The 26,090-nt window shown below is 69.7% G+C and carries 19 protein-coding genes and 4 pseudogenes; 6 read left to right on the top strand and 17 right to left on the bottom strand.

Going from position 1 to position 26,090, the window contains the following annotated elements; genetic code table 11:
• Positions 1-86: 86 nt before the first annotated feature.
• The 3 genes from OG802_RS33885 to OG802_RS33895 form a co-directional block, all read right to left on the bottom strand.
• Positions 87-977, bottom strand: a complete 891-nt coding sequence (locus tag OG802_RS33885) for an NmrA family NAD(P)-binding protein (protein WP_329416674.1) — start codon at positions 975-977, stop codon at positions 87-89.
• An 83-nt stretch (positions 978-1,060) separates the two neighbouring features.
• Positions 1,061-1,807 carry a MarR family transcriptional regulator gene (locus tag OG802_RS33890; RefSeq protein WP_329416675.1) on the bottom strand — a complete coding sequence of 249 codons (747 nt, stop codon included), beginning with the start codon at positions 1,805-1,807 and terminating at the stop codon, positions 1,061-1,063.
• Complete coding sequence (locus tag OG802_RS33895; RefSeq protein WP_329416676.1) at positions 1,804-2,673, bottom strand: helix-turn-helix domain-containing protein; 870 nt, start codon at positions 2,671-2,673, stop codon at positions 1,804-1,806. The genes OG802_RS33890 and OG802_RS33895 overlap by 4 nt, the downstream gene beginning before the upstream one ends.
• Positions 2,674-3,790: 1,117 nt before the next feature.
• Here OG802_RS33895 and OG802_RS33900 point away from each other — a divergent pair.
• A complete protein-coding gene (locus tag OG802_RS33900) occupies positions 3,791-4,429 on the top strand; it encodes an HAD family hydrolase (RefSeq protein ID WP_329416677.1) in 639 nt (212 codons plus the stop codon).
• A gap of 410 nt (positions 4,430-4,839) precedes the next feature.
• On the opposite strand, the gene OG802_RS33905 is transcribed toward OG802_RS33900, so the two are convergent.
• From OG802_RS33905 to OG802_RS33925, 5 genes and pseudogenes are all read right to left on the bottom strand, one after another.
• On the bottom strand, positions 4,840-5,238 hold the full coding sequence (locus OG802_RS33905) for a hypothetical protein (protein WP_329416678.1): 399 nt from the start codon (positions 5,236-5,238) through the stop codon (positions 4,840-4,842).
• 174 nt (positions 5,239-5,412) lie between these two features.
• The gene (locus OG802_RS33910; protein ID WP_329416679.1) at positions 5,413-6,540 is read right to left on the bottom strand and encodes a serine hydrolase domain-containing protein; all 1,128 of its coding nucleotides are present in this window, start codon (positions 6,538-6,540) and stop codon (positions 5,413-5,415) included.
• 244 nt (positions 6,541-6,784) lie between these two features.
• Positions 6,785-6,926 (bottom strand): annotated as a pseudogene (locus OG802_RS33915) (IS982 family transposase); the annotation flags it as partial.
• Between the two features lie 730 nt (positions 6,927-7,656).
• On the bottom strand, positions 7,657-8,037 hold the full coding sequence (locus OG802_RS33920) for a hypothetical protein (protein WP_329416680.1): 381 nt from the start codon (positions 8,035-8,037) through the stop codon (positions 7,657-7,659).
• Between the two features lie 177 nt (positions 8,038-8,214).
• Positions 8,215-8,559 (bottom strand): annotated as a pseudogene (locus OG802_RS33925) (transposase); the annotation flags it as partial.
• A 152-nt stretch (positions 8,560-8,711) separates the two neighbouring features.
• On the opposite strand from OG802_RS33925, the gene OG802_RS33930 reads away from it, so the two are divergent.
• Positions 8,712-9,722 carry a helix-turn-helix domain-containing protein gene (locus OG802_RS33930; protein WP_329416682.1) on the top strand — a complete coding sequence of 337 codons (1,011 nt, stop codon included), beginning with the start codon at positions 8,712-8,714 and terminating at the stop codon, positions 9,720-9,722.
• Between the two features lie 184 nt (positions 9,723-9,906).
• Here the strand turns inward: OG802_RS33930 and OG802_RS33935 are convergent, their stop codons facing one another.
• Positions 9,907-10,263, bottom strand: a complete 357-nt coding sequence (locus tag OG802_RS33935; RefSeq protein WP_329416683.1) for an SH3 domain-containing protein — start codon at positions 10,261-10,263, stop codon at positions 9,907-9,909.
• Positions 10,264-10,869: 606 nt separating this feature from the next.
• On the bottom strand, positions 10,870-11,322 hold the full coding sequence (locus OG802_RS33940) for a hypothetical protein (protein WP_329416684.1): 453 nt from the start codon (positions 11,320-11,322) through the stop codon (positions 10,870-10,872).
• A 141-nt stretch (positions 11,323-11,463) separates the two neighbouring features.
• Here OG802_RS33940 and OG802_RS33945 point away from each other — a divergent pair, with 141 nt between their 5' ends.
• The gene (locus OG802_RS33945) at positions 11,464-15,039 is read left to right on the top strand and encodes a BTAD domain-containing putative transcriptional regulator (RefSeq protein WP_329416685.1); all 3,576 of its coding nucleotides are present in this window, start codon (positions 11,464-11,466) and stop codon (positions 15,037-15,039) included.
• Between the two features lie 822 nt (positions 15,040-15,861).
• On the opposite strand, the gene OG802_RS33950 is transcribed toward OG802_RS33945, so the two are convergent.
• The 4 genes and pseudogenes from OG802_RS33950 to OG802_RS33965 all read right to left on the bottom strand — a co-directional run.
• Positions 15,862-17,412, bottom strand: a complete 1,551-nt coding sequence (locus OG802_RS33950) for a cellulase family glycosylhydrolase (protein ID WP_329416686.1) — start codon at positions 17,410-17,412, stop codon at positions 15,862-15,864.
• A 146-nt stretch (positions 17,413-17,558) separates the two neighbouring features.
• Positions 17,559-18,743, bottom strand: a complete 1,185-nt coding sequence (locus OG802_RS33955) for a cellulose-binding domain-containing protein (protein WP_443055473.1) — start codon at positions 18,741-18,743, stop codon at positions 17,559-17,561.
• 25 nt (positions 18,744-18,768) lie between these two features.
• Positions 18,769-20,079 (bottom strand): cellulose binding domain-containing protein, encoded by a 1,311-nt coding sequence (locus OG802_RS33960; protein WP_329416687.1) that lies wholly within the window; start codon positions 20,077-20,079, stop codon positions 18,769-18,771.
• A gap of 361 nt (positions 20,080-20,440) precedes the next feature.
• A pseudogene (locus tag OG802_RS33965) lies at positions 20,441-20,764 on the bottom strand (PucR family transcriptional regulator); the annotation flags it as partial.
• A 1-nt stretch (position 20,765) separates the two neighbouring features.
• On the opposite strand from OG802_RS33965, the pseudogene OG802_RS33970 reads away from it, so the two are divergent.
• The 3 genes and pseudogenes from OG802_RS33970 to OG802_RS33980 all read left to right on the top strand — a co-directional run.
• Positions 20,766-21,434, top strand: a pseudogene (locus OG802_RS33970) (aldehyde dehydrogenase family protein); the annotation flags it as partial.
• 1 nt (position 21,435) lies between these two features.
• On the top strand, positions 21,436-22,419 hold the full coding sequence (locus tag OG802_RS33975; protein ID WP_329416688.1) for a D-2-hydroxyacid dehydrogenase: 984 nt from the start codon (positions 21,436-21,438) through the stop codon (positions 22,417-22,419).
• A gap of 385 nt (positions 22,420-22,804) precedes the next feature.
• Complete coding sequence (locus tag OG802_RS33980; protein ID WP_329417621.1) at positions 22,805-23,206, top strand: TraR/DksA family transcriptional regulator; 402 nt, start codon at positions 22,805-22,807, stop codon at positions 23,204-23,206.
• Positions 23,207-23,226: 20 nt separating this feature from the next.
• On the opposite strand, the gene OG802_RS33985 is transcribed toward OG802_RS33980, so the two are convergent.
• The 3 genes from OG802_RS33985 to OG802_RS36065 all read right to left on the bottom strand — a co-directional run bounded on the left by OG802_RS33985 (position 23,227) and on the right by OG802_RS36065 (position 26,086).
• Positions 23,227-23,460: a hypothetical protein gene (locus OG802_RS33985; RefSeq protein WP_329416690.1), complete on the bottom strand. Its 234-nt coding sequence runs from the start codon at positions 23,458-23,460 to the stop codon at positions 23,227-23,229.
• A gap of 410 nt (positions 23,461-23,870) precedes the next feature.
• Positions 23,871-25,181 carry a serine hydrolase domain-containing protein gene (locus OG802_RS33990; RefSeq protein WP_329416691.1) on the bottom strand — a complete coding sequence of 437 codons (1,311 nt, stop codon included), beginning with the start codon at positions 25,179-25,181 and terminating at the stop codon, positions 23,871-23,873.
• A 743-nt stretch (positions 25,182-25,924) separates the two neighbouring features.
• Positions 25,925-26,086 carry a hypothetical protein gene (locus tag OG802_RS36065; RefSeq protein WP_443055475.1) on the bottom strand — a complete coding sequence of 54 codons (162 nt, stop codon included), beginning with the start codon at positions 26,084-26,086 and terminating at the stop codon, positions 25,925-25,927.
• Positions 26,087-26,090: the final 4 nt, after the last annotated feature.

Consider the following 26,090-nt stretch of genomic DNA (forward strand, 5'->3'; position numbering starts at 1 on the left):
CGCCACGGACCGGTGGCGGATGCGTTGCCGTGCCCGGAGCGCCGAGACGTGGGCACGATCGCGGGGCGTTCATCGCGGCCGGACGCTCAGGAACCAGCCACGTTTGTGGGCGCGGTCCAGCCGGTAGCCCGGATCCACTCGACCAGGTCCAGGGTGGCCGGCTCGATCGAGCGCACCACCGCGAGGTCCGAAGGGTATTCCGCCGCCTGCGCGAACTCGCGGAACATCGCCCTGTCGAGGTCGTTGGGAAGCACGCTCAACGGGAGGGTCTCGTACCGTGCCGGGAGCCCGGCGCGCGCGCCGAACGCCGCGGCGATCTGGGGGCCCGTCCGCTCGTCGCCGACGAGCTCGACGGCTCCGCCGGGCGCCTCCGCGGTGTCGAGCAGGAGCGCGGCGGCGACCCGGCCGACGTCCCTGACCGAGATCATCTTCAGGGCGACGTCCTCCGGCAGCGGCAGCCTCAGCACGATCTCCCCATGCTCCAGGCTCGGTGCCATCACGCTCGCGAAGTTCTCCATGAAGGCGGTCGCGCGAACCATCGCGGCCCTGAGGCCGGACTTCCTCAGGTGCTCCTCGATCGAGTGCTTCGAGTCGTGGTGCGGCACACCCGACTCCCGGTCCGCTCCGAAGACGGAGTTGAAGACGACGTGCGGGACGCCCGCCTCGACCGCCGCGTCGACGAGCGCGGTACCGATGCGGATCTCCGCCTCGACCTCCTCGAGGCTGTTCGCCTCCGGGGTCATGAAGGAGAACCCCTCGACCGTCGCCAGCGCGGCGGCCAGCGACGCCGGGTCGTCGGCCCGGATGGCCGCCAGCTCGACGCCGCGGGCGGCCAGCGCCTGAGCCCGGTCGGACTGCGGGTTGCGGACCAAAGCCCGCACCCGCGCCTTCTGGTCCAGCAGCGCGTCGACCACCGCCCCGCCCTGTTGCCCCGTCGCGCCGAAGACCGCGATCGTGCCCGTCGTCTGTGTGCTCATCGCCGCCACCCCTCATTAGTTCATGACGTGAACCAAATTAGTTCACGGCATGAACTTCGTCAAGGCGCGGGTGTAGCGGGACCTCACGGTGTGGTGGGCTGGTCCGGGGTGGGCGCAGAGAGGTCCGAGGTGTCCACGATGGTGGTGGCCACGCGCTCGAAGTCGCGCTGGTCGTCGGCGTCGAGGTTCCTCGCGATCTCGGGCAGGCGCTTGGCGACCTCGGCGTAAAGGGCGTCGGCGAGCACCTTCCCCGTGGGCGTCACACTGAGCATCACCACCCGTCGGTCCTGCGCCGAGCTTGCCCGGCCGACCAACTCTCGCCGCGCGGTGCGATCGACCAGCTGGCTCAATGCGTTCTTGGTCATACCCAACGACGCGGCGAGGTCAGCCATCTGCCGCGGCTCGTCCCTGACTGCGCAGAGCAGCGTGGCCTGCGAGGGGGTCAGGTCGAACTCGGCGCAGATCTGCGCGTACTTGCGTTGAATCACAACCGAGAGCCAGAAGAGCTTGTCGCCATAGTCCACGCCGACCTCCCCGGTCCGATGACGAACGATCAGCCTACTCGTTGCCGCGCTGGTCGGGGTCGTCCCCACCAGGCTGGAGGTCAGGGCGATGCCGCCGAGCCAGGAACCTGTGGCGATGCCGACCTGGAAGGCGGACGTGGCCGGGGCCATGGGCAGGGACCGGCCGGCTCCGGCGATGCGGACGACCTCGCCGACGACGATGGGGTTGTCGGCGAAGCCGGCTGCGCAGAGCAGCACGACCAGGACCACGGCCACGACGCTGTGGGTCGCCCACAGGGTGATGGTGCCGAGGATCGCGACCGTCACTGCGGTGGCCGGGATGAGCGTGGTGTAGGGCCGGCGGTCGCCGAGGCGTCCACCGACCGTGGTGCCGGCCAGGGCGCCGCGGCCCAGAAGGTGCCGTTGCCCAGCGCGGCGGCGACCCGGCCGACGAGCGCGAGCCCCAGGCTGGAGCTGAGCGCGCTGACGACGTGTCCCGCGACGAAGACCAGCAGCGCGGCGATCAGCGCCGAGCGACGCGGCAGGCGCCGGGTCGCCATCGACACACGGGCGCGCCGATCATCATGATGACGGCGAAGGCGGTGATCAGCGTCCCGGCGCTGGAGACGCTGACGCCCAGGGCGCCGGAGATCTCCGGCAGCAAGCCGGAGACGACGAACTCGCTGGTGCCCATGATGAAGGTGATGGCACCCAGCAGCCACACCACCGGCGGCAGCCTGACCTTCTCGGCAGGCGCTGCCGTGAAAAGCGCGGGCGAGCGGATTGGCCGCCAGAATGTCCATGCGGTTGTTGCGCACGTACGCCGGCTGATCGTGCAGGCCCTCGACGATGCGCAGCACACTGGGCCGCACCGTCGCCTTCTTCGGGCGGCGTCGGACCCGGGCCCCACTGGTGTTGGCCGCCCGCGCCAGGGCGTAGAGGTGATCCCGTCCGGTGTCGTCCAGCCGCAGAGCCTGGGCGAGGGCGTCCAGGACGCTGTCGGAGACCCCGGTCAGATTGCCGCGCTCCAGACGCGTGTAGTACTCGACGCTCATCCCGGCCAGCATCGCGACCTCACCACGGCGCAGCCCGGGCACCCGACGCTGCCCGTACACCGGCATGCCCGCCTGCTCCGGTGTGATCCTGGCGCGGCGCGACGTGAGGAATGCGCTGACTTCGGCCCGGTTGTCCATGGAGCCCAGCGTAGGAAAACGAGGCGCTCAGTGGGGGTCCCTGTCAGTACCCCTCACCGCGGGGTCTCCCACAGCAGGGCCGGAGGCGATCTTCGGGGATTGCCCCACTCCCAAGCCCGGCGTATCGCTGTTCGAGGAGCGCGAAGTACAGGCCGATGCTGGTGATCTTCTTGCGGACCGTGGGGTGACCGCGCTTGCCCGCCCCGGCGACGTACTGGTCCAGTTGCCGCGGCGACAGCACGGCCGGGCTGGGGGCGCTTCCTGATCGCGCGACTGCACCCGCTGGTCCGCGACACCGGACGCCCGGCGCCTGACCCGGACCTGTCGGCTTCTCCGGCCAGGTCGCGGCCAAGCCCTACAAGCTGCTGTGCCAGGCTGCGCGGGGAGGCGATCGTGCCGCACGCCATGCGCCGGCCGGCGGCGAACGGCCTGCTGAAGTCGGACTTCCCCAGGCTGTTCGTATCGGTTCTCGCCCAGGCAGCCTGGAACTCCAACCTGCGCCGGACGGCGACGGCCAGCTCGATGAGTGGCGCCGGCCAAGAGCCCAGCACTTCGTCTTCCTCCTGAACCACACTGCACCCGTTGCCTTCACGGAGATGGCGGCCCGCGGCACGGACGTGGCGGTGGCGTTCTCGGACGGCCGCCCGGTCGCCACCCTGACCGACGTCGACCCGCCAGGCGGAGACCCGCCTCCGCGCTCTGGACGGCCGGCCCGCTCTCCTTCGCAGACGAAGGGATCCTCAGCGGCATGACCATCAAGGCCATCAAGCTGTTCCGAGACCACGTCGGCTGCTCGATCCATGAGGCCGTGGACATTTTTGCAGTCCCGCTCTGAGCACCTGCGCCGCGAACATCTCGAACACGGCCATGACTCTGCGCGACCGCTCCCCAAGATCTGCGCCAGAACCGAGTGATGACGTCGTGGTCCGGCCGGGGTCCGAGTTGTGGAGGCGCCTGGTGCTACAGCCGAGTCGTGTCGGCGGCTCGCAACAGGGCTGCCACAAGGCTCCAAGATCGCTTGACCTTGCCCCAGAGGGAGGGAGAACAGTGTCTCCATGGGTCATATGGCCGGGTGGTGTGTGCCCGCCAGCCGACGGGACGAAGAGGGGGAGTTCGAATGACGGCGACCTGCGTCATCCTCGATATCGGCGGCGTGCTGGAGATCACGCCGCAAACGGGGTGGGTGCAGCAGTGGGAAGAGCGGCTGGCGCTGCCGACGGGCACGGTGCACGAGCGGATGCACGACGTGTGGCGAGCCGGGAGCGTCGGCCACATCAGCGAACACGACGTGCAGTGGGAGACAGCAGCCCGCCTGGGGCTCGACGCGCCCCAGGTGGAAGCCTTCATGGCGGATCTTTGGACGGAGTATCTGGGAACGCCCAACGTGGAACTCATCGCCTATCTGAGAGGGCTGCGGGGACGCTGCAGGCTGGGCATCCTGAGCAACAGCTTCGTCGGCGCCCGCGAGCGAGAGACGTCGCTGTACCACTTCGACGAACTGGTCGAGCAGATCGTCTACTCGCACGAGATCGGCGTCGAGAAGCCCGACCCGCGTGCCTTCGAGGCCGCATGCGCCGGCTTGGAGGTGCGGCCGCAGAACTGTCTCTTCATCGACGATTCCGCAGGGAACGTAGAGGCTGCACAGGCGATGGGCATGCAGGCGCATCTGTTCGAGGACAACGCCCGGACGATCAGGCGCATCGCAGCTCATCTGGACGCTGGTCCCCGAGTCGCAGGACGTTTCCCGCTCGGATGACGTCGGGCGTGGCCGGCCTGCGCCCGTTGTCGGCCAGGCGGTGAAGAGGTCGGGTGTGAAGCGCAGCGCCTGCGTATCGGGGCCCGTCGCATTCGCTTGGTATGACGGTCAGGTCTCGGGAGCCACACTTTTCTCGACGGTGGTTGCTTCGCCGGCCGCTGAGCCCTCCAGGCAGGGCCGGCCACCGTTGAGGCGTAGGCCGAGCAAGAAGGCCGTGGTCGGGCCGGTCTGCGCAAACTGGCGACGGTGGGTTGGGCTCGTCACCGCGCAGGGGGCAGCTGTGCTCGCCGAGGAAGCCGTCGGGTAGGAGGTTGAGCGCCGACAGACGTCATGTGCCGCGGATGACGGCGACGTGGTAGCCGTTCACGTCCGGCCTCGGGCGCCGCAATTGCCGTGCAGGAGTGAGGCGATCACCGTGCGGAGGCGTCACTGCGGGGCAGCGGGCCGATGCCGCTGCGGCGGCCGGTGCGGAGTGCTGCGTGGGCCTGGCCCGGGCCGAGTCGGTTCCTGGCGGCGAGCGCGTCGGCGGTGCCGGGCGCGGCCGTCGTCGCGGCGCCGGTGGTGAAGGCGTACACGGCCCCGTACAGGGGCCCACGATGAGTTCGGCGTGCGACCAGGTGGCCTGGCTGGGCTCCGACGCCGGTCGCGCTCTCCAAGATCTGGTCGTTGGTGAGGCGGATGGCGGTGAACTTGGCTGAAGCGAGCGGCCCGCGCAGGCCGGCCTGGGACATGAGCGAGCGCGGGACGCCGAGCAGGGCGGCCTGGCTGAAGTGCATGGCCCAGTTGACCGGCGGCGGCTGTGCGGCCATACGATCGAGACTCCGTCCGACGCGCGCACCTCGAGATCGGCTACGGGGGAGCCCCCGTACCGTCAGCCGACTGCTTTTCAGATGGACCTCGACCAGCACGAGATCGATCCCTCGCCCACCTCCTGGCGACGCCGTGGCATCTGGCCTCGACGCCTTCAAGATCCCCGAGTCAGTTCAGACACCGCAGAATTCGGCATCGACGAGGCGCTGTTCGTGGATGTTCCAGTCGCCGTTGAAGTTCAGCGACAGCACATGTTCGCCGTCTGTCGTCGCCATGGTCTGCGAGATGGAGCCCTGAATGCCGCCGTTGTGCCCCCATATCTCGGTACCGCACGACAACGTCATCCTCATCAGTCCCAGGCCGTAGGAGAAGGTGGGCATGTTCGTGATCGAGACGGTCGTCATCATCTCCTTCAGTTGAGGCTCGTCCAGGAGCCGACCGGAGAGCAGGGCCCGGTAGAACCGGTTGAGGTCTTGATTGCTGGAGATCATCTCTCCTGCGGCGCCTGCGAATGAGGGGTTGAGTTCGGTGACGTCGTAGATCGCGCCGTTCGGCTCTCCCGCCCCGGCAAGCTCCCCGGTCAGCTTCGAGTAGGCGCGTCCGCTGGGGCCGGGGACGCGGGCGCGGGTGCCCGGCAGACTGGTGGAATCCAGGTGCAGGGGGCGCAGGATGCGCTGCTCGATCTCGTGGGCGTAGGAGTGGCCGGTGGCATTCCGGATCACCATGGAGGCGATGACGTAGTTGGTGTCGGAGTAGCTCCAGTCGTCGCCGGGGGCAAAGGCCGGCCGGTGTGTCATGGCGAGTCGGACGATCTGGCGGGGCGTCCAGGTGGCGTAGCGGTACTTGAGAAAGTCGGTACCGAACTCCTCGCGCTTGAATTCCTCGTCATCGGTGTAGCTGTAGACGCCGCTGGTGTGGTTGAGGATCTGCCGTAGCGTGATCTTGCCCCCGTCGTGCCCGTTGCCCTGCACCAGGCCCGGCAGCCAGCGGTCCACCGTGTCGTCCAGGCTCAGCTTCCCTTCCTCCTCCAACTGGAGCATCAACGTGGCCACGAACGTCTTGGTGATCGAACCGACCCGGAAGCGGTCATCGGCCTGCGGCTTGCGGCCGGTTGCCAGATCCGCAGTGCCCGCAGCTCCCGCCCAGATGTCGCGCCCCTGCTCGGCGAGCACGATGCCCCCGGGCGCCCCGTCCTGGACGACCGACTCCAGGGCCGCCCGGGTGGCCGCGTGCCCGCCTCGTGTCGCGGAAGCATCTGCACTGCCGACAGCCGACGTCGGCAGGGCGAGACCGGCGCCCATCACGACCGTGGCGACCGCCCCGACGACACCGACCCGCAGCCTGTGCTGCCCCCGGCTGCGGCCACACCTCGTGGACGTAGGTGACCCGTTGGCTGCGTATCCGTGCTCGTACAAGAAAGACTCCCGTCACTGGTGGGGGACGACCTGATCTGGACCCAGTATTTTCGATCAAGGTCCGGACCGGGATACCGCCAACCACCTGCTTGAAGGTGGGGTTACCCCCCGCCGAGCTGGGTGGACGACGGGGCGTGCGCCCTTGGTGCTGTTCGAGGTCGAGTTGGCGCTTGAAGGTCGCGTTGACCGACTCGATGACCTGCCGCAACGGTTGAAGAAGGGCGCTCCCGGCCGCTCAGGTCGCCCTTGCGGATCGGCCACAGCAGCCGGATGACGCCCCATGGAGCGAAGTGATCAACTGAGGTTGCTGTCGAACGGCCTGACGCCGCGTTAGGGGCACCGATGGCTCAGACTCCGTGACACCGCCTGCGAGTTCCTGGAGCCTGCCGCGCTGCTGGGCGAAGGCGGGGGATGTGCCGAAACGTCCGGATGAACGCTTCGGTCACGGCGCGTGCCGTGCCGCCTGCCAAACCGGCGACACTCACCGCAAGGTAGGGCCACAGCATCGGGCCTGTTGGGGTGTCGGCGCGAACAAGAAGTGCTCCGACGCGAGGTCTGAAACTGCCCGTGATCTTGGACGCTCGTCAGTTGTGCCGTGCGGGCGTGTTGATGTCGCTGCGAGGTCTGGCCGGGGGGATCCGGTGGAGCCACCATCGCCCTTACAGGGAGACTTCACCCCTTGGTGAAGATGCGGTCCGTCTCCTGCATATCGGGACCCCCGAGGGACAAGGAGAGCTCGCCTGCCTCCTCATACGGATAGAAACCGCTCACGAACTCTCCGGTGCTGCCACAGACTCCAGCAGGGAATACGAGGTCGACCCAGATATCTGGATCTTGCGGCTGACCAATGGATTCCCGCCCCCACGACAGCAGCTCAACACCCGGAGCAGTGGACCCGGCGCCACCCCGAGACGACACTCGGCCCCTCGGCTGCACAGCCTCAGCCCACAGCGCGAAAACGGTCCGCCGACTCCGTCGGCGGACCGTCACGAAAGTTCGAGGTTAGGCGGTGTAATCCTCCTGCTTGCAGTTCTTGGGCGTATAGCCGGACTTGGTGTTGCACACCTTCAGGGTCACCGTGGCACCTTCGGTGATATTGCCCCCCACCCATGCGCTGCAGTAACCGGCAGGATGCCCGCTCGTCGTAGCGGTACGGTCGAAGACTCCGTTGTTGTTGGAGTCGAGGTAAGCCGTCACGCCCCAGCCGTCTGCGTCGCCGTCGCACGCTCTGATCGAGTCACCGGGTATGTCCTGGTACGGGTCCTGCTCGAAGTTGCCCCAGTCCCGGAAGTTGTTGATCTTCAGCGCGAACAACTGTCCGGTGCCGGCGCTGGCGGAGGTCGCGTTGACTCCGACGAGAACGGCCGCAGCGACAGCGGTCATTACCGGAAGTGCCTTCGTTCGGAACAAGTTTCTACCCCTCATGGACCGGAGCTCCTCCGCATCAGAAACGATCAGGTGGGAGAGAGACTGCCGGATGGCCTCGGGGATGTCGTTGGCTATCAGCGCACAGTTGATTGCCGGGGCGTCCACACAGCCGTGTCGGACCGGTCGATGACGCGTGTACGAGGTCTGCCAAGAGCCGTAACGCACCGGCACATCACGCCAGGCTGATCCGGTCCGCAGCTTCCACACGATGCCGTTCAGTACCAGTCGGTCGGCCGAACGGGGCCGCCCCGCAGTCCCCGAACTCGGCAGCAAGCGGGGCAGCACAGCCCACTCGGCATCCGAAAACTCGTGACGACGCAGGTGCGACCAGCGCGGGCCGGTCAGCCGGCGGGCAGTATCGTGGTGGCGGTCGGTGTCGTTCGTTTCGGAACTCAGGGGAGGGAGCGGGGGTTCGTGTTCTCCGCCGTTGCCGAGTTCGACGAGCAGAGGAGCGGGCTCGTCGTCCTGGACCTCGATGCGGACGTGTGGTGCGTGTGGAACGCCGGTGCCGCGGCCTCACCGGGCGCGGCGCAATCGCCCGTCCAAGAACATCATCAGCCCCCGGTGCTCCCTCCTTCCCACTGCCCGGGCGGGCTTCGTCCCGTACTCCGCCTCACACCGGCCCCGGCATGATCGGAACGGTCTACCGGAGCGACGATGTGCCCAAGGAGCATCGGTTCGAGTACTGGCGCGAGTTGATGCACCAGGCGATCGCCCCCAGCCACATGAGCAGCCAGTTCGCCGACGACTTCTGGGCGCGGCAGAGGCTGTTGGAGTTGGGGCCGGTGCTGGCCTGGCCGACGTCGTACCTGCCGACGGGATTCAGGCGTACCGAGAAGCTGGTGCGGCAGTCCGATCCGGAGATGTACCACCTGTCGCTGGTGCTCGGCGGCGACTTGGGCTTCGAGCATGTGGGGCGAGCCGAGGCATACGGTCCGAGCGACCTGTGGGTGAGCGACACCTCGCGGCCGTACGAAGTGCACGTGCCGGCCGGCCTGGGCCGTCAGCCGCTCACCGGGGTGGGCGTGGACTTCCCCAAGGCGCTGGTGCCGCTGCCGCCCGCCCGTGTCCAACATCTGCTGGGGCGGCGGCTGTCCGGGCGTGAGGGGGTGGGCGCCCTGCTGACGGGGTTCCTCACGGGGCTGGAGCAGCAGGCCGACGCCCTCCAGCCGTCCGACGCACCCCGTCTCGGCACCGTCCTGATCGACCTGCTGTCCGCCTGGTTCGCCCAGGTGCTGGAGGCGGAGGACGCGCTGGCGCCGGAAACCCGCCGACGGGCTCTGACGACGCGCATCCAGGCGTTCATCCGCCGGAACCTGCACGACCCGGAGCTGGCCCCGCCCGTGATCGCGGCCGCGCACCACATCTCACTGAGCTACCTGCACCAGATCTTCAAGGAGGAGAGCCCCGGCGAGACGGTCGCGGCCTGGATCCGCGGCCGGCGTCTCGAAGGCGCCCGCCGCGACCTGGCGGATCCGAACTTCGCCTCCACACCAATCCATACCATCGCCACCCGCTGGGGCCTGGTCCGTGCCTCCGACTTCACGCGCGCCTTCCGCAGCGCGTACGGGGTGTCGCCCATGGAGTACCGCGGACAGGCACAGGCGGAGCTCGCACGGGGGCTGGGGAAGCCGGAGTGACGACGCTGCGCGCTTGCCCCGTCTCTTCGAAAGGGGCGACCGGTCCGGCCACCGCTGCGGGCACGAGTCCCAGCAGCTTTTCGCTGCGTAACGCGAGACTGACCGCTGAGGGTCGCGCTGTCCGCGAGACCACGCGAGGGGCCCCGCCGCTCACGGCGACGGGGCCCCTTCTCGCGCCGGCCAGTCAGCCCGTGTGGCAGGCCGTGTCCTCAGGGGTGCAGGTGTGGACGTCCTCCTCGGGTACGTGAATCAGGTCGTCCCGGACCCAGCCGGTCTTGCCCTTGGCGTTGCCGGTGGTCATCCTGACCTTGTACCAGGCGTAGCCGCCGACGTAGGTGGAACTCTTCTCGGTGCACTTGTTGTTCTTGTAGGCCACGCCAAGGCTGGTGGATCCGGTCGACGCCTTGGAACGGATGTTGGCCGAGCTCGCCGTGATGTAGCAGCCCGAGGCCGCCTCGGCCGGAGCGGCAGCGAGAAGCAGCCCCGGAACAGCGAGGGAGGCGGTCAGGGAGAGAGCCGTCATGGCTCGACGTACACGCATGGTTTCCCCGTTTGCGTTGAGCATCGTGTGACGCTGTGCGAGTCGACCTACGAAGTCAAGATCACGCAGACGAGGTCCGTCAACTGCCATTACAGAACTGCGACATGGGGAAGCCCGTCGTCGAAACTCTCGTGCCGGAGGTTGCACCCGCGAGCGAACAGCCACCAGCCAGCGGTCGTGGACGTCGTGAGGCAGCCCGCTCGGTCCTGGCCGGAATGGCGGCCCAGGACACCGTCGTCCTCGTCTTCGGGCAGGACGACGACGAGGATGACGGGACCCTGCGGCACGGGAGTCCCGGTGGGAGCCGCCCGTTGAGCACACGCCTTGCCTCATCGCGCGACGGTCCCGCGCTACTCCACCGAATCGACGCCCGACGCGGCGACACCCGACGTGGCCTGGCAGTTGCGCGTCCTGGACGAGGGCGGCCCCCTGGCCGGCACGGAGGCGGGCGATGAGTTGGGTGCTCAGGTCGCGTCAGACGGCTCCGACGCCGTGATCACCCCGCGAGCCGGGCAGGCTGCCGCAGACGCCTGCCCGGCTCCGACTCCGCTGGCGATCACGCCGCTGCCGGAACCGCTCCGTGCGGCCCGACGACGTGACGGGAGATCACCAGGCAGTCGCGCCGCAGCCGCCGGCCCCGGTGCTGTTGTTGTGGACGCAGACCCGCGAGCCGGCGTTGGCGCCGTTCCAGTGGAAGCCGGTCGAGGCGCTGGTGTTGACCACCTCGTAGCCGTCGGACACCGACGTGTAGTCGTAGGAGCCGATGACCTTGCGCTCCAGCCACATGATGCAGTCCGCACCGTTCCAGGACTGCACGAGTCCCTGGACGTAGCCGTCGGTGGACCGGCGGTTCATCCAGCCCTTGCAGCTTCCGACGGTGACGTCCTTGCCGGAGATGTAGTCGATGGACTGGACGCCGGCGGAGGACCGGGGCGTCGCCGCCTGGGCCGGGCCGATGCCGCCCAGCGCGGCGGCCAAGGCCACGCCGGAGACGAGTGCGCCCGTCCGTACGGCCCACTTCGCGCTGGTCACTGCGTCGGCTCCTGTGCGATTGCGCATGGTGTCTCCTGGGTTCGTCGGTCCGGTTGTGTGGACGGGACCAAGGTGCGCGACCGACCGTCGGCGAACCTTGGACAAACGTTGAATTCGCTGGTCGAAGGTGCTATGCCAGGGTGGCCAGGGTAGATTCGGGGGCGGGCTGTGACGGTTGAGTTCAAGTTGCTCGGCAGTGTCGAGGCGCATGCGGACGGCCGGGTGATCGATCTGGGTCACGCCCGGCAGCGGTGCGTCCTCGCCGTGCTCCTGGTGGACGCCAACCGGGTGGTCTCGGTGGATCAGCTCGTCGAGCGCGTCTGGGCCGACCGTCACCCGCAGCGGGTCCGCAACACCCTCTACGGCTACCTCTCCCGCCTGCGGCGCGCCTTGGCCGTCTTCGAGGAGGTGGACATCGTCCGGCGGTTCGGTGGCTACGTCCTCGACGTCGAGGCGAGCGCAGTGGATCTGCACCGATTCCACGACGTGGCCGCGCGGGCCCGCGCGGCCGTGCGCGACGAGCGGGACGAGCAGGCGGCGGCCCTGTTCCAACAGGCACTTGGTCTCTGGCAGGGCGCTGCCTTCACGGGTCTGGACACCCCTTGGGTCAACGCCCTCCGTGACGCCCTGGACCAGGAACGCATAGCCGCCGAACTGGACCACACCGACGTCCGGCTCAACCGCGGTGGGCACGCCGGGCTGCTGGCCGGATTATCCGCCCAGGTCGAGGCGCACCCACTGGACGAACGACTGGCCGGCCAGTACATCCTCGCCCTGTACCGCTGCGGTCGGCCGGCCGATGCCCTCGCTCACTACGGGCGGACCCGGCTCCTGCTGGCCGACGAACTCGGCTGTGACCCCAGCCTCCCCCTGAAACGACTGCATCAGCAGATCCTCACCTGTGATCCCGCACTGAACCTCCCGGCCGCCGGCCTCGCCGCCGGTCGTGCTCCGCGATCCCCACCGGCCCCCGCGCCGCACCCGTCAGCTCTGCCCGCCCCGGCGTCCGCCGCGCGCGGCGGCGACACCCTGCCCCGGCCGCCGGCCCCGCGGCGAAACCGGGCGGTCGGTCATCTGATCGGGAGAGCAACCGAGTTGGCGGTCCTCGACGCCGCCGTCGAGGATGCCCTGGCCGGTGCGCCACGGGTGATCGAGGTGGTCGGGGAGCCGGGCATCGGAAAGACACGGCTGCTCGGCGAACTCGGCGAGCGCGCGGGCCGGCGCGGCTTCGTGACCCTGGCCGGACGCAGCGTGGAGTTCGACCGGGCTCCGTACGGTGCGTTCGTGGACGCCTTGGACGACCACCTCGCCGGTGTGGACTTCGACCGGCTCCGGCATGGCGGACCGTCGTCCGCCGCGTTGGCCCTGCTGAGTACGGTCTTCCCCGCCCTCTGTGATCGCTTCCCGGCCGGGCCGGAGCCGGTGACAGGGGAACGGTACTGGTTGCACCGGGCGGTGCGGACACTGCTGGAGACCTTGAGTGCGGCCGGCGGGCTGGTGCTCAGTCTGGACGACCTGCAGTGGACGGACGGCGCTACCGCCGAGCTGATCGACCATCTGGTACGGCACCCGCCGAGGACACCGCTGCTCCTCGCCCTCGCCTACCGGCCCCGGCAGGCCCCGCCACGACTGGCCGCGGCGCTGGCCAGGGCGGCAGCGGAGGGCCGAGCGGCCAGGGTGGAGCTGGGTCCGCTGTCTCCGGCGGAGGGAGCGGAGCTGTGCGGGGCCAGGGTGGATCACTGGCGTTTCCGACGGCTGTACGAAGCCAGCGGTGGCAATCCGTTCTACCTGGAGGCCCTGGCCCGAAGCGCAGGGAACGGAACCCCGTTGGCGGCGCCGGCCGTCTCGGCGCCCGTCGCCGACGATCTGCCGCCGTCGGTGCGTGCCGCACTGCTGGAGGAGCTCGCAGGCCTGTCGGACACCGCGAGGGTCTGTGCGCAGGCGGCCGCGGTACTCGGCGACTCCTTCGAAGCCGGCATGGTGGCACTCGTGGCGCAGACCGACGAGACACGGGCCTTCGTCGCCCTGGACGAGATCGCGGAGCGGGACCTGCTACGCCAGGTCGGCGCCACGCGTCAGTTCGTGTTCCGTCATCCGCTGGTGCGGGCAGCGGTGTACCAGGGGGCGGGCGCCGGCTGGCGGATCGAGGCCCACGCGCGGGCTGCGGACGGACTGGCGCTGCTCGGCGCACCGCTGACCGCCCAGGCGTCGCACCTCGAGCGTTCGGCGCGCACAGGAGACGAACACGCCGTTGACGTACTCGTACGGGCCGCCCGTCAGGTGATGACCATTGCACCGGCCACTGCCGCGCACTGGACACAGGAAGCCTTGCGGCTGCTCGGCGAGCAGAGCCGACTGCGGCCCGAACTGTGGCTCCAGCAGGCCGATGCGCTCGGGATGGCCGGACGGCTGCGGGAAAGCCGCGACACCCTGCGCACAGCGGCCTCCCTCCTGCCCGCGCGAGCGCGAGGGCGGCGGGCCAGGGTGGCAGCCCTCCGAGCCACCATGGAGTGGGCGCTCGGCCGGTACGAAGAGGCCACGGCCCTGCTGCTCCGGGAGCTGGCGGACCACGACGGCCGAACGCTGCCCGAAACCGCCGCTCTCCAGCTGGGGGTCGCGGTGGTGGCGCTTCGGACGAACGACTTCTCGACGGCCGTCGACTGGGGCCACCGCGCCTTGCGCTCGGCGGCACGTACCGGCGACTCCGCGCAGACCACGGCGGTCCGCGCTCTTCTGGCACTGGCCCACGCCGGCGCCGGCGACGCCCGGTCGACCGGCTACCTCGACCTGGTGGCGGAAGCGCTCGACGGCACCGACGATCAGAGACTGGCCGGCCAGTTGGACGCGCTCGTCATGACGGGCTGGACCGAGATGCTCCACGAACGCTACGACTCCGCACTCGGCCATCTCGGGCGAGGCCTGGAACTGTCCCGCCGCACCGGTCAGAGCCTGGTGCTCGCCGATCTGTTCGCCGCCTCCGCCTATGCCCTCATGTGGCTGGGACGCCTGGACGAGGCGGCGGCTTACGCCGATGACGCCCTGGAGGCGGCATCCCTTGTCGGCAGCGGCGAGCCGCGTTCCTTGGCCGAGGTGGTGCGAGCAGCGGTCTCGATGTGGCGGGGGGACTTCGCCGGCGCACAGAAGATCTGCGAGGAGTCGCTCGCTCTGGCCGGGCCCGCACCGGGCGCGCGCCGGTCGGCGATCGTCGGGATGCTCGGCCACACGCTGCTGCTCAACGGCGACCCGGACGGCTGTGTCCGCAAGGTGATCGAGGCGGGCGGCGGCCCGCACCTCCTGGGATTCGAAGCCCCGGTCCGTCCGATGTGGTTCCGGCTGCTGGCTGCCGCCGAACTGGCCCTCGGTGACGTGGCGGGCGCCGAAACGTGGGCCGACCGCGCAGCCGCCGCCTGCGCAGACCCTGACGGGCCGCCCGGTCGGCGCGGGTTCGCGTTGCTGGCCCGCGCCGACGTACAGCTCGCCCGGCAGAGTCCGTCGGCGGGTCCGACCGCGTGCCGGGCCGCTGACGCGTTCCGTGCGGCCGGTATGCCCCTCAACGAGGCCATGGCCAGGCTGACGGCCGGCACCGCGCTGTCCGCGTCCGGCCGCCATGCCGAGGGACTCGCCCAACTGGAACAGGTCCAGTCCCTGGCCACTGCCTGCGGGGCCCTCGCCCTGTCCGAACTGGCTGATCACGAACACCACCGAGTCGGCGCCCTCACCGCCGCTCCGACAACCGGGACCTGAAGTCGGCCGCCCCGCCCGCAGGCGGCGCCCGTCACGAACGCCTCCCACAGGCGGCATCTGCCGCCGACCCTCCCGCCGGGCCCTACCGGCCCGCTCCGCTCCGGCGGCGGAGCGGGGCTGCGGCAGGAGTCGGTCCGACTGGAGCGGCTCATGGGAGCGGAGGCGCCGCACCACGTTGCCGGTGATCTCACGGGCCACGGCATCGGGATGCGAAACACGTCGGCACCGCCCAGCGCGGCCAGATGCAACTACAGCGGCGCGGATCTGTTCGGGGGTGGGGTCCACGGTGATCGTTCTTGCTCATGAGCGGGCTCCGCGGTCCGGTCGGCCATGGGCCTTGCGGCCGCTCCGCTGCCGTGTTCGATGACCTGCCGCCCGATCTGGAGCGCCTGCACACGCTGCGAGGTCAGCGGGGCAGGGCACGGTGATGCATGTCCGCCGCCCCGACCGGCTGCCAGGAGGAGGCCTACCGGCAGGTCCTGGAGGAGATGGCGGGCTTGTCGCCGGTCGTACGGGTGCTGCCGCCGCGGCTCTGATGGAACTGAAGGGCGCCCTGCGCTACCACGGCACCGACGCCCGGCAAGCTGGGGGAGGTGCTGCGGGTGCGCACCCTGAGCCGCCTCGGCGTCGACCTGCGCATCGGCGCCGGGGCCGTCCGTCACCGTCGCCGCCACCGCCTCCGGCGAGATCCACGCGTCCGGCGGCGTCCTCGCTATCGCACCCGACCAGGTCACCGACGGGGCGCAGGCAGACACCGACCGGCACGATCTCCGCACCGGCCGGTGCGCCGTCGACGGCCCGGGCGAGAACCTGGGGACTCGGCTATGGGATCGAGTAGGGGTCTTGGCTGATCAGGTGGGCCTTCAGACCCTCTCCGACGCCGGGTTCCGGGGTGCCCGCCCAGTCCTTGATGAGCACGCCGCCACTGCTGCAGCCCCAGGGGTTCCAGGTCCACGCGAGATAACTCATGCTGTGCGCGTCGGCCCAGTCAGCCAACTGCTGCATGTAGTCGAAGCCGCAGTCGTCCTGGCCGAACTCCCCGATGACGACCGGCACATGCTGGGCGAGCGGCGCGACTTGGCTGTCCCAGCAGGACACTGTCGCACAGGCGTTGAAGCTGTACGCATGCCATGACGCGGCGAGGTTGTTCAGCGGGTCGTTCGGCATGTGCGTCAGCCACTCGCGCATGTCGTTGGCCCACTCGAGGCCCCCCAGCATGAGGACGTTGGTCGCGCCGGTGGCCCGGACCGCGTCGACCAGGTCCTGCATGCCGGCCGTCTCGTACGGGAGGCCCGTGCAGGTGCCGCCGTCGCGCCAGCACTGCCAGCCGACGGTCTTGTCCCAGCCGGCGGCGATCTCCGGGTACGGCTCGTTGAACAGATCGAGGACGACGGCGTCATTGCCCTTGAAGGCGTTGGCGACACCGGTCCAGAACTGGGGGGCGTACTGCGCGTCCGGCATGGGTTTCTGGCAGGTCGCGGTGGCGTCCTTGCAGTGCCAGTCCGGCCCGTCGGTATAGGCGCCCCGCGTCCAGTGCAGGTCGAGGATCGGCGTGATGCCGTTGGCGACCAGCAGGTTGACGTAATCTTCGACGCCTTGCTGGTAGGCGGTCCCCTTGGGCGAGCCGTTGAGGCCGAGCCAGCATTCCTCGTTCAACGGCACACGTACCGCGTGGATGTTCCAGGTCTTCATCGCGTCGACGGAAGCCTGGTCGACCGGGCCGCCGTCCCACAGCCCCTTGTCCTGAACACAAGCGTATTCACCGCTGGAACGGTCCACGCCCAGCAGTCGGTACGGCTTGCCGCTCGCGGTGACGATCTTGTTGCCGGAAACCTTCAGCTCCGGGGCCGGACCACTGGGACCGCCGGTCGCAGTGGCGGTGGGGCTGGGGGTCGGGGATGTCACCGAGCCGGTACAGATCACGCCGTTGAGCGCAACCGATGCGGGTTGCGGATTTGCCCCCTTCCACGCACCGTTGAACCCGATGGACGCCGACCCGCCCGTGTCCAGCGTCCCGTTCCAGTCGAGGCTGGTGGCGGACACGTGGCTTCCGGACTGCGCCCAGGTGGCACTCCAGCCGTTGGTGACCTTCTGGTCGGAGTCCGGGAAGTCGAACGTCGCGGTCCACCCTCGTACGGGGGAGCCGAGATTGGTGATGGCCAGGTCCGCGGTGAACCCTCCCGGCCATTGGCTCTGCACCTTGTAGGCGACCGAGCAGCCGGTGGCGGCTGCCGATGCGGGCAGGGTGGCGATGGCAAGGCCACCCAGGATCAGTGCACCGGCGGCGCCGGCGGCTATCAAGGTGTGACGACGTTTCACCTGATCTCCTTTGATCTCCTTGTTGCGTAAGGGATCGATGAGCTCGATGCCCATCTGATCGACGGACGGGTGAGCCGGGCCCAGGCCGAGGGCCTGCGGCTGACCGGTCCACCAGGCGGGTGCTGCGCGCCGTACGGATCAGGAAATCGACAACTGTCGCGCGTTCACGTCCTGTTGCCTCGGAACATTCCGTGCGGGCGTCAGCAGCCGATCGGTGAGGAGCCCAGGGCCACGTCGTCGAACCAGAGGGTGTCGTCCCCGGTGCCGTAGCTCTCCCAGCCCAGGCGCAGGCCGGTGGGGCGGGGAGGGGTCCTGCGGGCGAGCCACTGCCCGTCGACGTTCTGGGTCGCCACCCCGTCCACGCGCAGTCCGGCGATCTCCTGGTCGTCGACCCAGGTGCGCATGGACGGGGCGGTGGTGTCGATCTGGTACCGCAGGCACAGCCACCGGCCGGTCGCCAGCGGGGTGCTGAGCGCCACTCCCGCCGGGCTCTGTTCCGGCAGCGTGGCGTCGTCGCTCTCGCGGTTCCACTGCAGCGCGCCGTTCTGCCCGCCGACGCGCAGCGCCTTGCCGCCCTGTGAGGCGTCCGGCATGGACACGAAAGTGACGTGGTTGTTGGGCAGGGCGGTGGTGTGCCGGACCCGCATCCGCACGTACACCACGGGCCCGACGGAGGACAGATCGCGGGTGGAGGCCGCGAAGACGTGGTTGCAGTAGCCGGCGCCGCCGTCGACGCGCAGCGACCTGGTGCCGCTGTAGGCGACGGACGTGTCGACGCTGACCTTCCCCGTTCCCTGGCAGTCGGGTGCCGTGGTCTGCCAGGCGCCCGAGGGCACGGTGCCGGTCTGGTCCTCGAAGTCGGAGCAGATCGTCGCCCCGGCCCCGGCGCATTCGGCCGGCGCCGTGGACGTCGCCGTCGGCGTCGGCGTGGGCGTCGGCGTCGGCGTCGGCGTGGGAGTCGCGGTTCCGTCGCACGGAGCGCCGTTGAGGGCAAAGGCGGTGGGGGCGGGGTCGGCGGTGCGCCAGGTGCCCTGGAGGCCGAAGTCCACGGACCCGCCGGCGGCGAGCACGGCATTGTGCGCGGCGTTCACGGCACTCACCGCGCTGCCCGACTGGGTGACCTGCGCGTTCCAGGCGGACGTGACCTGCTGGTCGCCGCCGTAGGCCCACTCCAGCCGCCAGCCGTTCAGGGCGGCGCCGAGATTCGTGACGCGGATCTGGGCGGTGAAGCCGCCGGACCACTCGTTGGTGGTGTACGTGACCGTGCAGCCCGTCGCCGCGCCCTGCGCGCGCGACATCGCGATGGCGGGAAGGGCAACCGCCACCACGGTCAGAACCAAAGCCCACAGAGGGAGCCGGTGGCGACGCACCCGTAATGAAGTCATGGCCATGATCACTCTCTCGCGGGAGTCAGGACGCGGTGCAGGCGAGTGTGCCGAGGTCTCGGTCGTCGCCGTCGAGCGTCATTCCCCAGGTCGTCGACGCGCCCGGCGCCAGGGAGCCGTTGTAGGAGGCGTTGTGCACGGTGGTGGCGGGGCGGGACGGATCCACCACCGCGTTCCAGCGGTTCACCACGGTCACACCGCCCGGCAGGGTGTGGTGCACCGACCAGCCGGTGACCGGCCGGGACCCGGTGTTGGTGACCGTGACGTCGGCCTGGTACCCGCCCTGCCATGAGCCGGTCGGCTTCCACTGCGCCGTGCAGGCGGTGTCGCCGGAAGGGCTGGGCGCGGGAGTGGGAGGAGGTGTCCCTCCAGCGGTGTCAGTGGTGTAGGGGACGGCGGTGTAGTCCTGCGAGCAGCCTCCCGCGCAGCCCGACGGCAGCGAGAAGGAGTACGTACGGCCGCCGCCCAGCCAGGCGTCGGCGGCGTCGCGGATCCGTAGGGTGAAGTCGCTTCCGCCGGAGGCCGTCGCGCCGATGACATAGGACTGCCCCATGTCGCTGTTCATGGTGGCGTCGGTCCAGGCCCCGTTCGCCAGGTACTGGATGCCGTGGACGCCGTTGGGCAAATGGGAGACGGCGATGGCGGGCCAGTACCGCTGGGCTCCCCTGAGAAAGCCGATACGGATGTCGCCGCTGTAGTCCGGGGCGGGGACGAAGCTCCAGGAGACGTGACGGTTGTTCCAGCGGTCCGGGTACATCGCCCCCACGGAGGTGCCGCCGATCCGGAAGCGGTTGAGGGAATCGGTCGCCAGGTCGAGGTGGTTCGGGTCGTCCCGGCACCAGGCGTTGGAATCGGCACAGCTGTCCGCGACGAGCATGGTCAGGGTGGCCCCGTTGTACCTGTCGGCCACCCAGGAGCCGTTACGGCAGAAGGGCTGGCCAGGGGCGCCGTCATTGGTGCCGGAGCAGTAGTCCCCGATGGTGACCTTGACCCAGCGGCCGCAGTTGCGGCCGTTGTCGAAGGCGCCCTTGATCGGTTCCCTCGAATCCGGCACCGGGCGCGGGTAGGAGCCCGAGTAGTCGCCGGGCGTGTTGAACACGTTGAGCGCCACGAAGTCCTGGCTGTCCAGTTCGCGCTGCGGCAGACCACAGCCGCCGTAGGGGCTCCCGAGCCCGTCGAAGTGGGTCGCGTTGCCCAGGACCTCGGTGGCGGCGGCGCTCGCCACGGGCGGCCGGTCGGCCGCGGCCGCGACGGGTAACGCGGCACAGCAGAGCGCTGCCAGCAACACGGCAATGCGCTGTCGGGCGGGCGAGCGGTGGATCGAAAGAAGCTGCATGGGGGGATCCGCCTTCTTCGTGACGGGGCGCCGTGACGTTCTTGAGGGACTCCTCTCGGAGCGAGCGCTGGAGCACCCTCACCGTGGGAGCGCTCCCATACTCCGTATCCGGGACTGTAGAAGAGGGACATGACCCTGACAAGGGGTTGCGTTCCCGTCGGATTTTTCGCCGTGTCCGGGCCGGGGCGCATGCCCGGCCCGGACAGGAGGCGGAATCAGTCGGGGTTCGGCCTCTGCTTGGTGCCGCCGCAACAGGTCCACAGCTGGACCGGGGAGCTGGACCGGGGAAGCTGGACCGGGGCGCCGTCGGTGTGTTCCGCCCCGGTACTTGCGCGGCATGTCGGGCAACGGGGAGTCCGCGTCAGCCGGCGCGCAGGACATCGAGTGCTGTGAGTGCCACGTGAAGCTCCGTGCGCTGATCGCCCGATTCGAGGTCACGGTCGAGGAGGCGCTCGATGGTGCGCAGGCGTTGGTACATGGTCTCGCGGGAGAGGCCGCCCCGGCGGGCGGCCGTCGTCTTGTTGCCGGCCGCTTCAAGGTAGTGGCGCAGGGTGGCCAGCAACTCGGTGCCGTGCTGAGCGTCCTGGTCGATGAGGCGCCGGAGCTGCCGTTCGGTGTACTCCTGGACACGAGGGTCTTCTCGCAGGGCGTACAGCACACGGCGCAGGCCGATGTCGGACAGCTCCGTCGTCTTCGACGACGCCGACCTCGACGTGGCCGTCGAGGGCACCATGGTCGCCAAGATGCGCAACATGGGCGAGTCCTGCTGCGCCGCCAACCGCATCTTCGTCCACACCTCCGTCGCCGAGGAGTTCGCCTCCCGGCTCGCCGCCCGCATGGCCGCCCTCACCGTCGGGCCCGGCACCGAACCGGGCACGGATGTCGGCCCCCTCATCGACGTCGCCGGCCGCAGCAAGGCACACGACCTGGTGCAGGACGCCGTCAAGCGCGGTGCCGCCGTTCTGACCGGCGGTGATCTCCCCGAAGGGCCGGGCTGCTTCTACCCGCCCACCGTCCTCACCGGTATCACCCCCGACTCCGCGATCATCGACACCGAGATCTTCGGCCCGGTCGCCGCGATCCGTACCTTCGAGACCGAGGACGAGGCCGTCACCGCCGCCAACGACACCGAATTCGGCCTGGCCGCCTACCTGTTCACCCAGAACCTCGACCGGGCCCTGCGGGTCGCCGAACGCCTGGAGAGCGGCATGATCGGTATCAACACCGGACTGGTCTCCAACCCCGCCGCGCCCTTCGGCGGCGTCAAGCAGTCAGGCCTCGGCCGCGAAGGCGGGCGCGTCGGCATCGACGAGTTCCTGGAGTACAAGTACCTGGCCGTTCCCGTCGGAGCCTGACATGCGCGACCGACTCGTGGTCCTCTACCGCGGCAACCGGCCCCCCGCCACCGCCCGCATCGAAAGCCTCGCGGACACCGTCTACGCCACCGAGGAGGAACTGCCCTACCTCCTCCCCGGCGCCGACGTCCTCCTGGCCTGGGTGACCATCACCCCCGCCATCCGGGAGGCGTGGCCCGACGATCCGCAGAAGGCGCCCCGCTGGGTTCACGCGTCCTCCGCGGGCGTGGACTCGTTCCTGTTCCCCGCCCTGGTGGACGAGCCGCGCGTCGTCCTGACCAACGCCCGCGGGGTCTACGAGCAGCCGACCGCCGAGTACGTCCTCGGCCTGATACTCGCCCTGGCCAATGACTTCCCCGGCACCTGGGAGCACCAGCGGCGCCGCGAGTGGCGTCCGCGCCCCGGTGACGGCATCACCGGACGCACGGTGCTGGTCTGGGGGACGGGGCCGATCGGCCGGGCCATCGCCCGGCTGCTGCGCGCCGTCGGGATGCGGGTGAGCGGTGCGGGCCGCAAGGCCCGCGCGGACGATCCCGACTTCGGCACGGTCCACGGTGCGACGACCTTGCGCTCCGCCCTGACGGATGCCGACTACGTCGTCCTGTCCGCCCCCCTCACCCAGGACACCCGGGGCATGGTCGACGCCCCCGTGCTCGCCGCCATGAAGCCGGGCGCGCGGCTGATCAACGTAGGCCGTGGCGGACTCGTCGACGAGGAGGCGCTGGTCGACCACCTCGCCGCCGGACGGCTCGCCGGCGCGGCCCTGGACGTGTTCGCACAGGAACCGCTGCCCGCTGAATCTCCCCTGTGGAACATGCCCGGCGTGATGATCTCCCCGCACACGGCGGGCGAGACCACCGGCGAGCGGGAGGCGCTCCTCGAGGTGTTCCTCGACAACCTCACCCGGCACATCAAGGGCCGGCCGCTGCGCAACGTGGTGGACAAGCGGCGCGGATACGTGGTCGACGGCACGCCCCCTGCCTGAAGGCGGCCATCTGCCGGCAACGGACCGGCGGAAGCGCTCTCCCGGGTGCTCCGCCGCCCGTCGCGTTCAGGCCCTCAGCCTTCGTGATCGAGATGGCGCGGCGGCTCTTCCCCGACGAACAGACCTCACCAGGCGGCCGTCCCCAGCCCCGTCCCACGCTCCCGTCTCCCACTACGGTGATCACCATGACACTGGGGGAGATGCGGCCACGCCATGCCACGCCGGGCAGGCGGTGGCGGCGACGGGGAGTCGCCAGCGCCCACAGCTCCTGCTGAGGGAGCAGTTCCTGCAACAGGAAGCGACGCCCCCAGGGCCACCTCCCGAAGGTGAAGAGCAGCGCGGTGCGGAGGGGGAATCGGGAATCATGAATCAGCGTTGTCGCAGCATGGGCCACGTATCCCAGCAGGGCCATGACGAGTCCGGCTCGTCCTCCTTCTCGACCGCCCGCGCCCGCCTCGCGGCCGACCGCGCGGACACCCTGGCTCGGGCGGCTGCACTGAGCCGCGACTTCGACGGGATTGTCGCGTCGAACGCCTTGGTCGCGGTAGACGACGAGCACGACCCCGAAGGTGGCACCACCGCCTTCGAGCGAGCTCACGTGGTCGCCCTGATAGGGCAGGCGCGCCAGCACCTGGAAGAACTGGACCGGGCAGTGGAACGACTCGAACGGGGCGAGTACGGGCAGTGCGAAGTCTGTGGCGACACGATCCCGCCCGAACGCCTCGAGATCCGTCCGGCAGCGACCACCTGTGTCCACTGCGCCCGGCCCGACCCACGGCGCGCTTGATGCCAGCCAGTGTCTGGCATTCAACGACGGTCCGCCATGGGGTCGGGGGTGATGGAGGGACGGCGGGTGCGGGCATGCCGGGTACGGGCCTGGACGAACGCCTCTACCGTTTCGAGCCGCGTGGGCCTGCCGTTCAGCAGGTTGCCGAAGGTGGATCTCGACGTCGCTGATCCTTCGGTCTGAGCGGGCCGGGCGAGAGTCGCCGGCGATGGGGACCCGACCAGAGCGTGCAGCCGTTTCAGGTTGTCGAGCATCCGTCTTCCCCCCAGAAACGGTCGCGCGTCAGAGACGCTGTTCAGTGTCCAACGCGTCCAGATTTCCACGTTGGCCGAAAGTGGCCGCTCCGACGCTCACCGTAAAGGCATCGGTTCTCTGAACCAAGGAGCTGGCCTGTCCAGGTAGTGATCGTCGTGAACGACATCGCGAAGGGTTGAGCCGGACGGTATCCGGACCGCCAGGCAACGGTTCGCGTGAAGCGGGCCCGACCGCCGGATGATCGGCCGGACCCGCCTCGACGCTCCGCATGTCTCGGCCCAGGCTCTGGCAGCCGCAGCCGCAGCCGCAGCCGCAGCCGCAGCCGCAGCCCGGCAACTGCGGCAGCCAGCGGGCTGGTGCGGTGGCGCTGGACAGTGACCTCGGCGTGCAGCGGGTCAGGTGCCTCGTCTCAGCGCAGGGCCGTAGCCCACGCCGTGGGCGCCAGGTCCACGCCGGGCAGTATCGTCCGGGCCGGCTCCGTCACCGAGCGGTAGCCGGGTGCCGGGGACCACGTGCCCGCCGGGCACAGTGCGCGGACGACCTGCTCGTTAAGGGCGTCGTCGATCGGGCTCGGTTCGAAGCCGGAGCCGTCGGAGGTGAGACGTTGGTACTTCATGAGGTTCCAGCCCATGGCGACCTGGTGTTTGCCGTCAGGGCTGGAGAGGGCGATGGTGCCGGCGCCGAAGACGGCACCGTCGTGTCCCCAGAAACGGCCGCAGCCGGGGATGTCGATGGTGTAGATCCCCAGGCCGTAGTCCATGGCGCCGGCTGGGACCGTTCGCTGCATCTCCTGCAACGCGGCCGGGCCGATCAGCTTGCCGCCGAGCAGGGAGCGGTAGAAGCGGTTGAGGTCGTCGGTGGTGGAGACGATCGCACCGGCGGTGTACGCCCAGGACATGTCGTAGTCGCTGTAGTCGCGCGGCGGGTCGATGAGCCCGTAGAACGACTCGTACATACGGGGGTGTGGGCCCTGGATGTAGGGGGAGCGCGGGAACGACGTGTGGTGCAGTCCGGCCCGGGCAATGACGTGGCGGGTGATATATGCCTCGGCGTCCTGGCCGGTGACCTTCTCCAGGAGCAGCCCGGCGATGACGTAGTTGGTGTTGGAGTACGACCACTTTTCGCCGGGCTCACCGGTGGTCGTGGCCGCCAGCCCGAGGCGGACCAGTTGCTCCGGGCGTATGGAGCGGAACCGCTCCTCGTCGAGGCTGGAAGTCGAGCCGTGGGCGAGGGAGGGGAAGGCGCCGATAACGTAGTCGCCGATGCCGCTCGTGTGGTTCAAGAGCATGCGGACGGTGATCTCACGGCCACGCTCGCCCGGGACCAGGTCGGGGAGGTAGTCGCCGATGGGCGCGTCGAGTCGGACGTGGTCCTGTTCCACTTGCTGGAGGAGGGCGACGGAGGTGAAGGCCTTGCTGACGCTGCCCACTCGGTGGAGCATGCCCGGCCGGGCCGGGCGCCGGGTGTCCATGTCTGCGACGCCGGCCGCGCCGGTCCACCGCTGGGCGCCGTCTCGTACGGAGGAGTAGACGCCGTACATGCCCGCGTCATGGGCGGCGCGGAGGCCGGCGCCGAGCGCCTCGGGGTCCAATGTCCCGCCGCTTAAGGGTGATTCGGACGCCTTCGTGGTCGGTCTGGCGTCCGCCTGTGCGACCGGTGCCGTGGCGGTCAGCAGAAGCGTGGTGCCCACGACGGTTCCGACGATTCGGAGGATGCGCAAAGGGTGTTCCCTTCCTCGTGTGCGGACTTCGTCCGGTCATCGTCATCGATCATGGATGCGCCTTACATCCTTCCTGCGGATGATCACAGGCCGCGCACAGCACGACCAAGGAGGGCAGGGCCTCCGGGAACCGCTCGGAATGGGGTCGCACCCCCGAGCTACCAGGAGGCCCTGTCCTCATGCGCATACGGCCGGAAGATCACCCGACCGGAAGGTTGCTCGTTCTTCCCCGCCACATGGGGCATGCGAGGGACACTCTCCAGCTGATGAGGCCGTGGGGCTCCGCATTTGGAGTGGCTCTCGGCACGCTTGAATGTGAGGGTGACGGCGTGGAGGCGCCCGTACGTACCTCGGACCGCCGAGCTCCTGCCCGTACTCCTGGATCAGGTTGGGGCTCCACTCGTAAGCTCCCGGGGCCGTCTCGATGACTTCGCGGGGCCAGGCCGGCCGGACCTGTTCCAGGCGCCCGCGGTGCTCAGCGATCCAGTCTCCCTGGGGCCTCGTTCCCGGGACTGCCGTAGGTCTTGTGAGCGGAGCCCGGACGATGCCTGCCACGAGGAAGTACCCGCTGGCGTGCGGTGCGGATGTACCGGACAGCCGAGCCGAAGCCCATGATCCGCCGCATGGCCGAGGAACGGCGTGCATCACGAAGCCCTGCGGAACTGGATCCGGCAGGCCGAGGCCGAGACCGACGCCGGCGAGCGGGACGACCTGCTCACCACCGAAGAGTAGAACGAGCTCGCTCAGCTGCGGCGCGAAGTGCGGGACCTGCGCCGGGCGAACGAGGTCCTGCGGACGGCCTCGGCTTTTTTCGCCGCGCAGCTCGACCCGACCCGGCCCAGGTGAGAGTGCTCCTCGACGAGCACCCGCACCTGGGGGTCGAGCCCGTACTGCGGGAACTGCACATCC

Origin of the sequence: Streptomyces sp. NBC_00704 (genome assembly GCF_036226605.1) — a bacterium.
In the GTDB taxonomy this organism is placed as follows: Bacteria; Actinomycetota; Actinomycetes; order Streptomycetales; family Streptomycetaceae; genus Streptomyces.

Bases quoted from the DNA above. Each gene is read 5' to 3' on its own strand.
- OG802_RS33895 (WP_329416676.1), bottom strand. From the start codon at position 2,673: ATGGACAACCGGGCCGAAGTCAGCGCATTCCTCACGTCGCGCCGCGCC.
- OG802_RS33935 (WP_329416683.1), bottom strand. From the start codon at position 10,263: ATGCGTGTACGTCGAGCCATGACGGCTCTCTCCCTGACCGCCTCCCTC.
- OG802_RS33920 (WP_329416680.1), bottom strand. From the start codon at position 8,037: ATGACCGCTGTCGCTGCGGCCGTTCTCGTCGGAGTCAACGCGACCTCC.
- OG802_RS33900 (WP_329416677.1), top strand. From the start codon at position 3,791: ATGACGGCGACCTGCGTCATCCTCGATATCGGCGGCGTGCTGGAGATC.
- OG802_RS33950 (WP_329416686.1), bottom strand. From the start codon at position 17,412: ATGGGCATCGAGCTCATCGATCCCTTACGCAACAAGGAGATCAAAGGA.
- OG802_RS33980 (WP_329417621.1), top strand. From the start codon at position 22,805: ATGGGCCACGTATCCCAGCAGGGCCATGACGAGTCCGGCTCGTCCTCC.
- OG802_RS33975 (WP_329416688.1), top strand. From the start codon at position 21,436: ATGCGCGACCGACTCGTGGTCCTCTACCGCGGCAACCGGCCCCCCGCC.
- OG802_RS33955 (WP_443055473.1), bottom strand. From the start codon at position 18,743: ATGACTTCATTACGGGTGCGTCGCCACCGGCTCCCTCTGTGGGCTTTG.
- OG802_RS33960 (WP_329416687.1), bottom strand. From the start codon at position 20,079: ATGCAGCTTCTTTCGATCCACCGCTCGCCCGCCCGACAGCGCATTGCC.
- OG802_RS33930 (WP_329416682.1), top strand. From the start codon at position 8,712: ATGATCGGAACGGTCTACCGGAGCGACGATGTGCCCAAGGAGCATCGG.
- OG802_RS33910 (WP_329416679.1), bottom strand. From the start codon at position 6,540: ATGGGCGCCGGTCTCGCCCTGCCGACGTCGGCTGTCGGCAGTGCAGAT.
- OG802_RS33985 (WP_329416690.1), bottom strand. From the start codon at position 23,460: ATGCTCGACAACCTGAAACGGCTGCACGCTCTGGTCGGGTCCCCATCG.
- OG802_RS33905 (WP_329416678.1), bottom strand. From the start codon at position 5,238: ATGGCCGCACAGCCGCCGCCGGTCAACTGGGCCATGCACTTCAGCCAG.
- OG802_RS33940 (WP_329416684.1), bottom strand. From the start codon at position 11,322: ATGCGCAATCGCACAGGAGCCGACGCAGTGACCAGCGCGAAGTGGGCC.
- OG802_RS33885 (WP_329416674.1), bottom strand. From the start codon at position 977: ATGAGCACACAGACGACGGGCACGATCGCGGTCTTCGGCGCGACGGGG.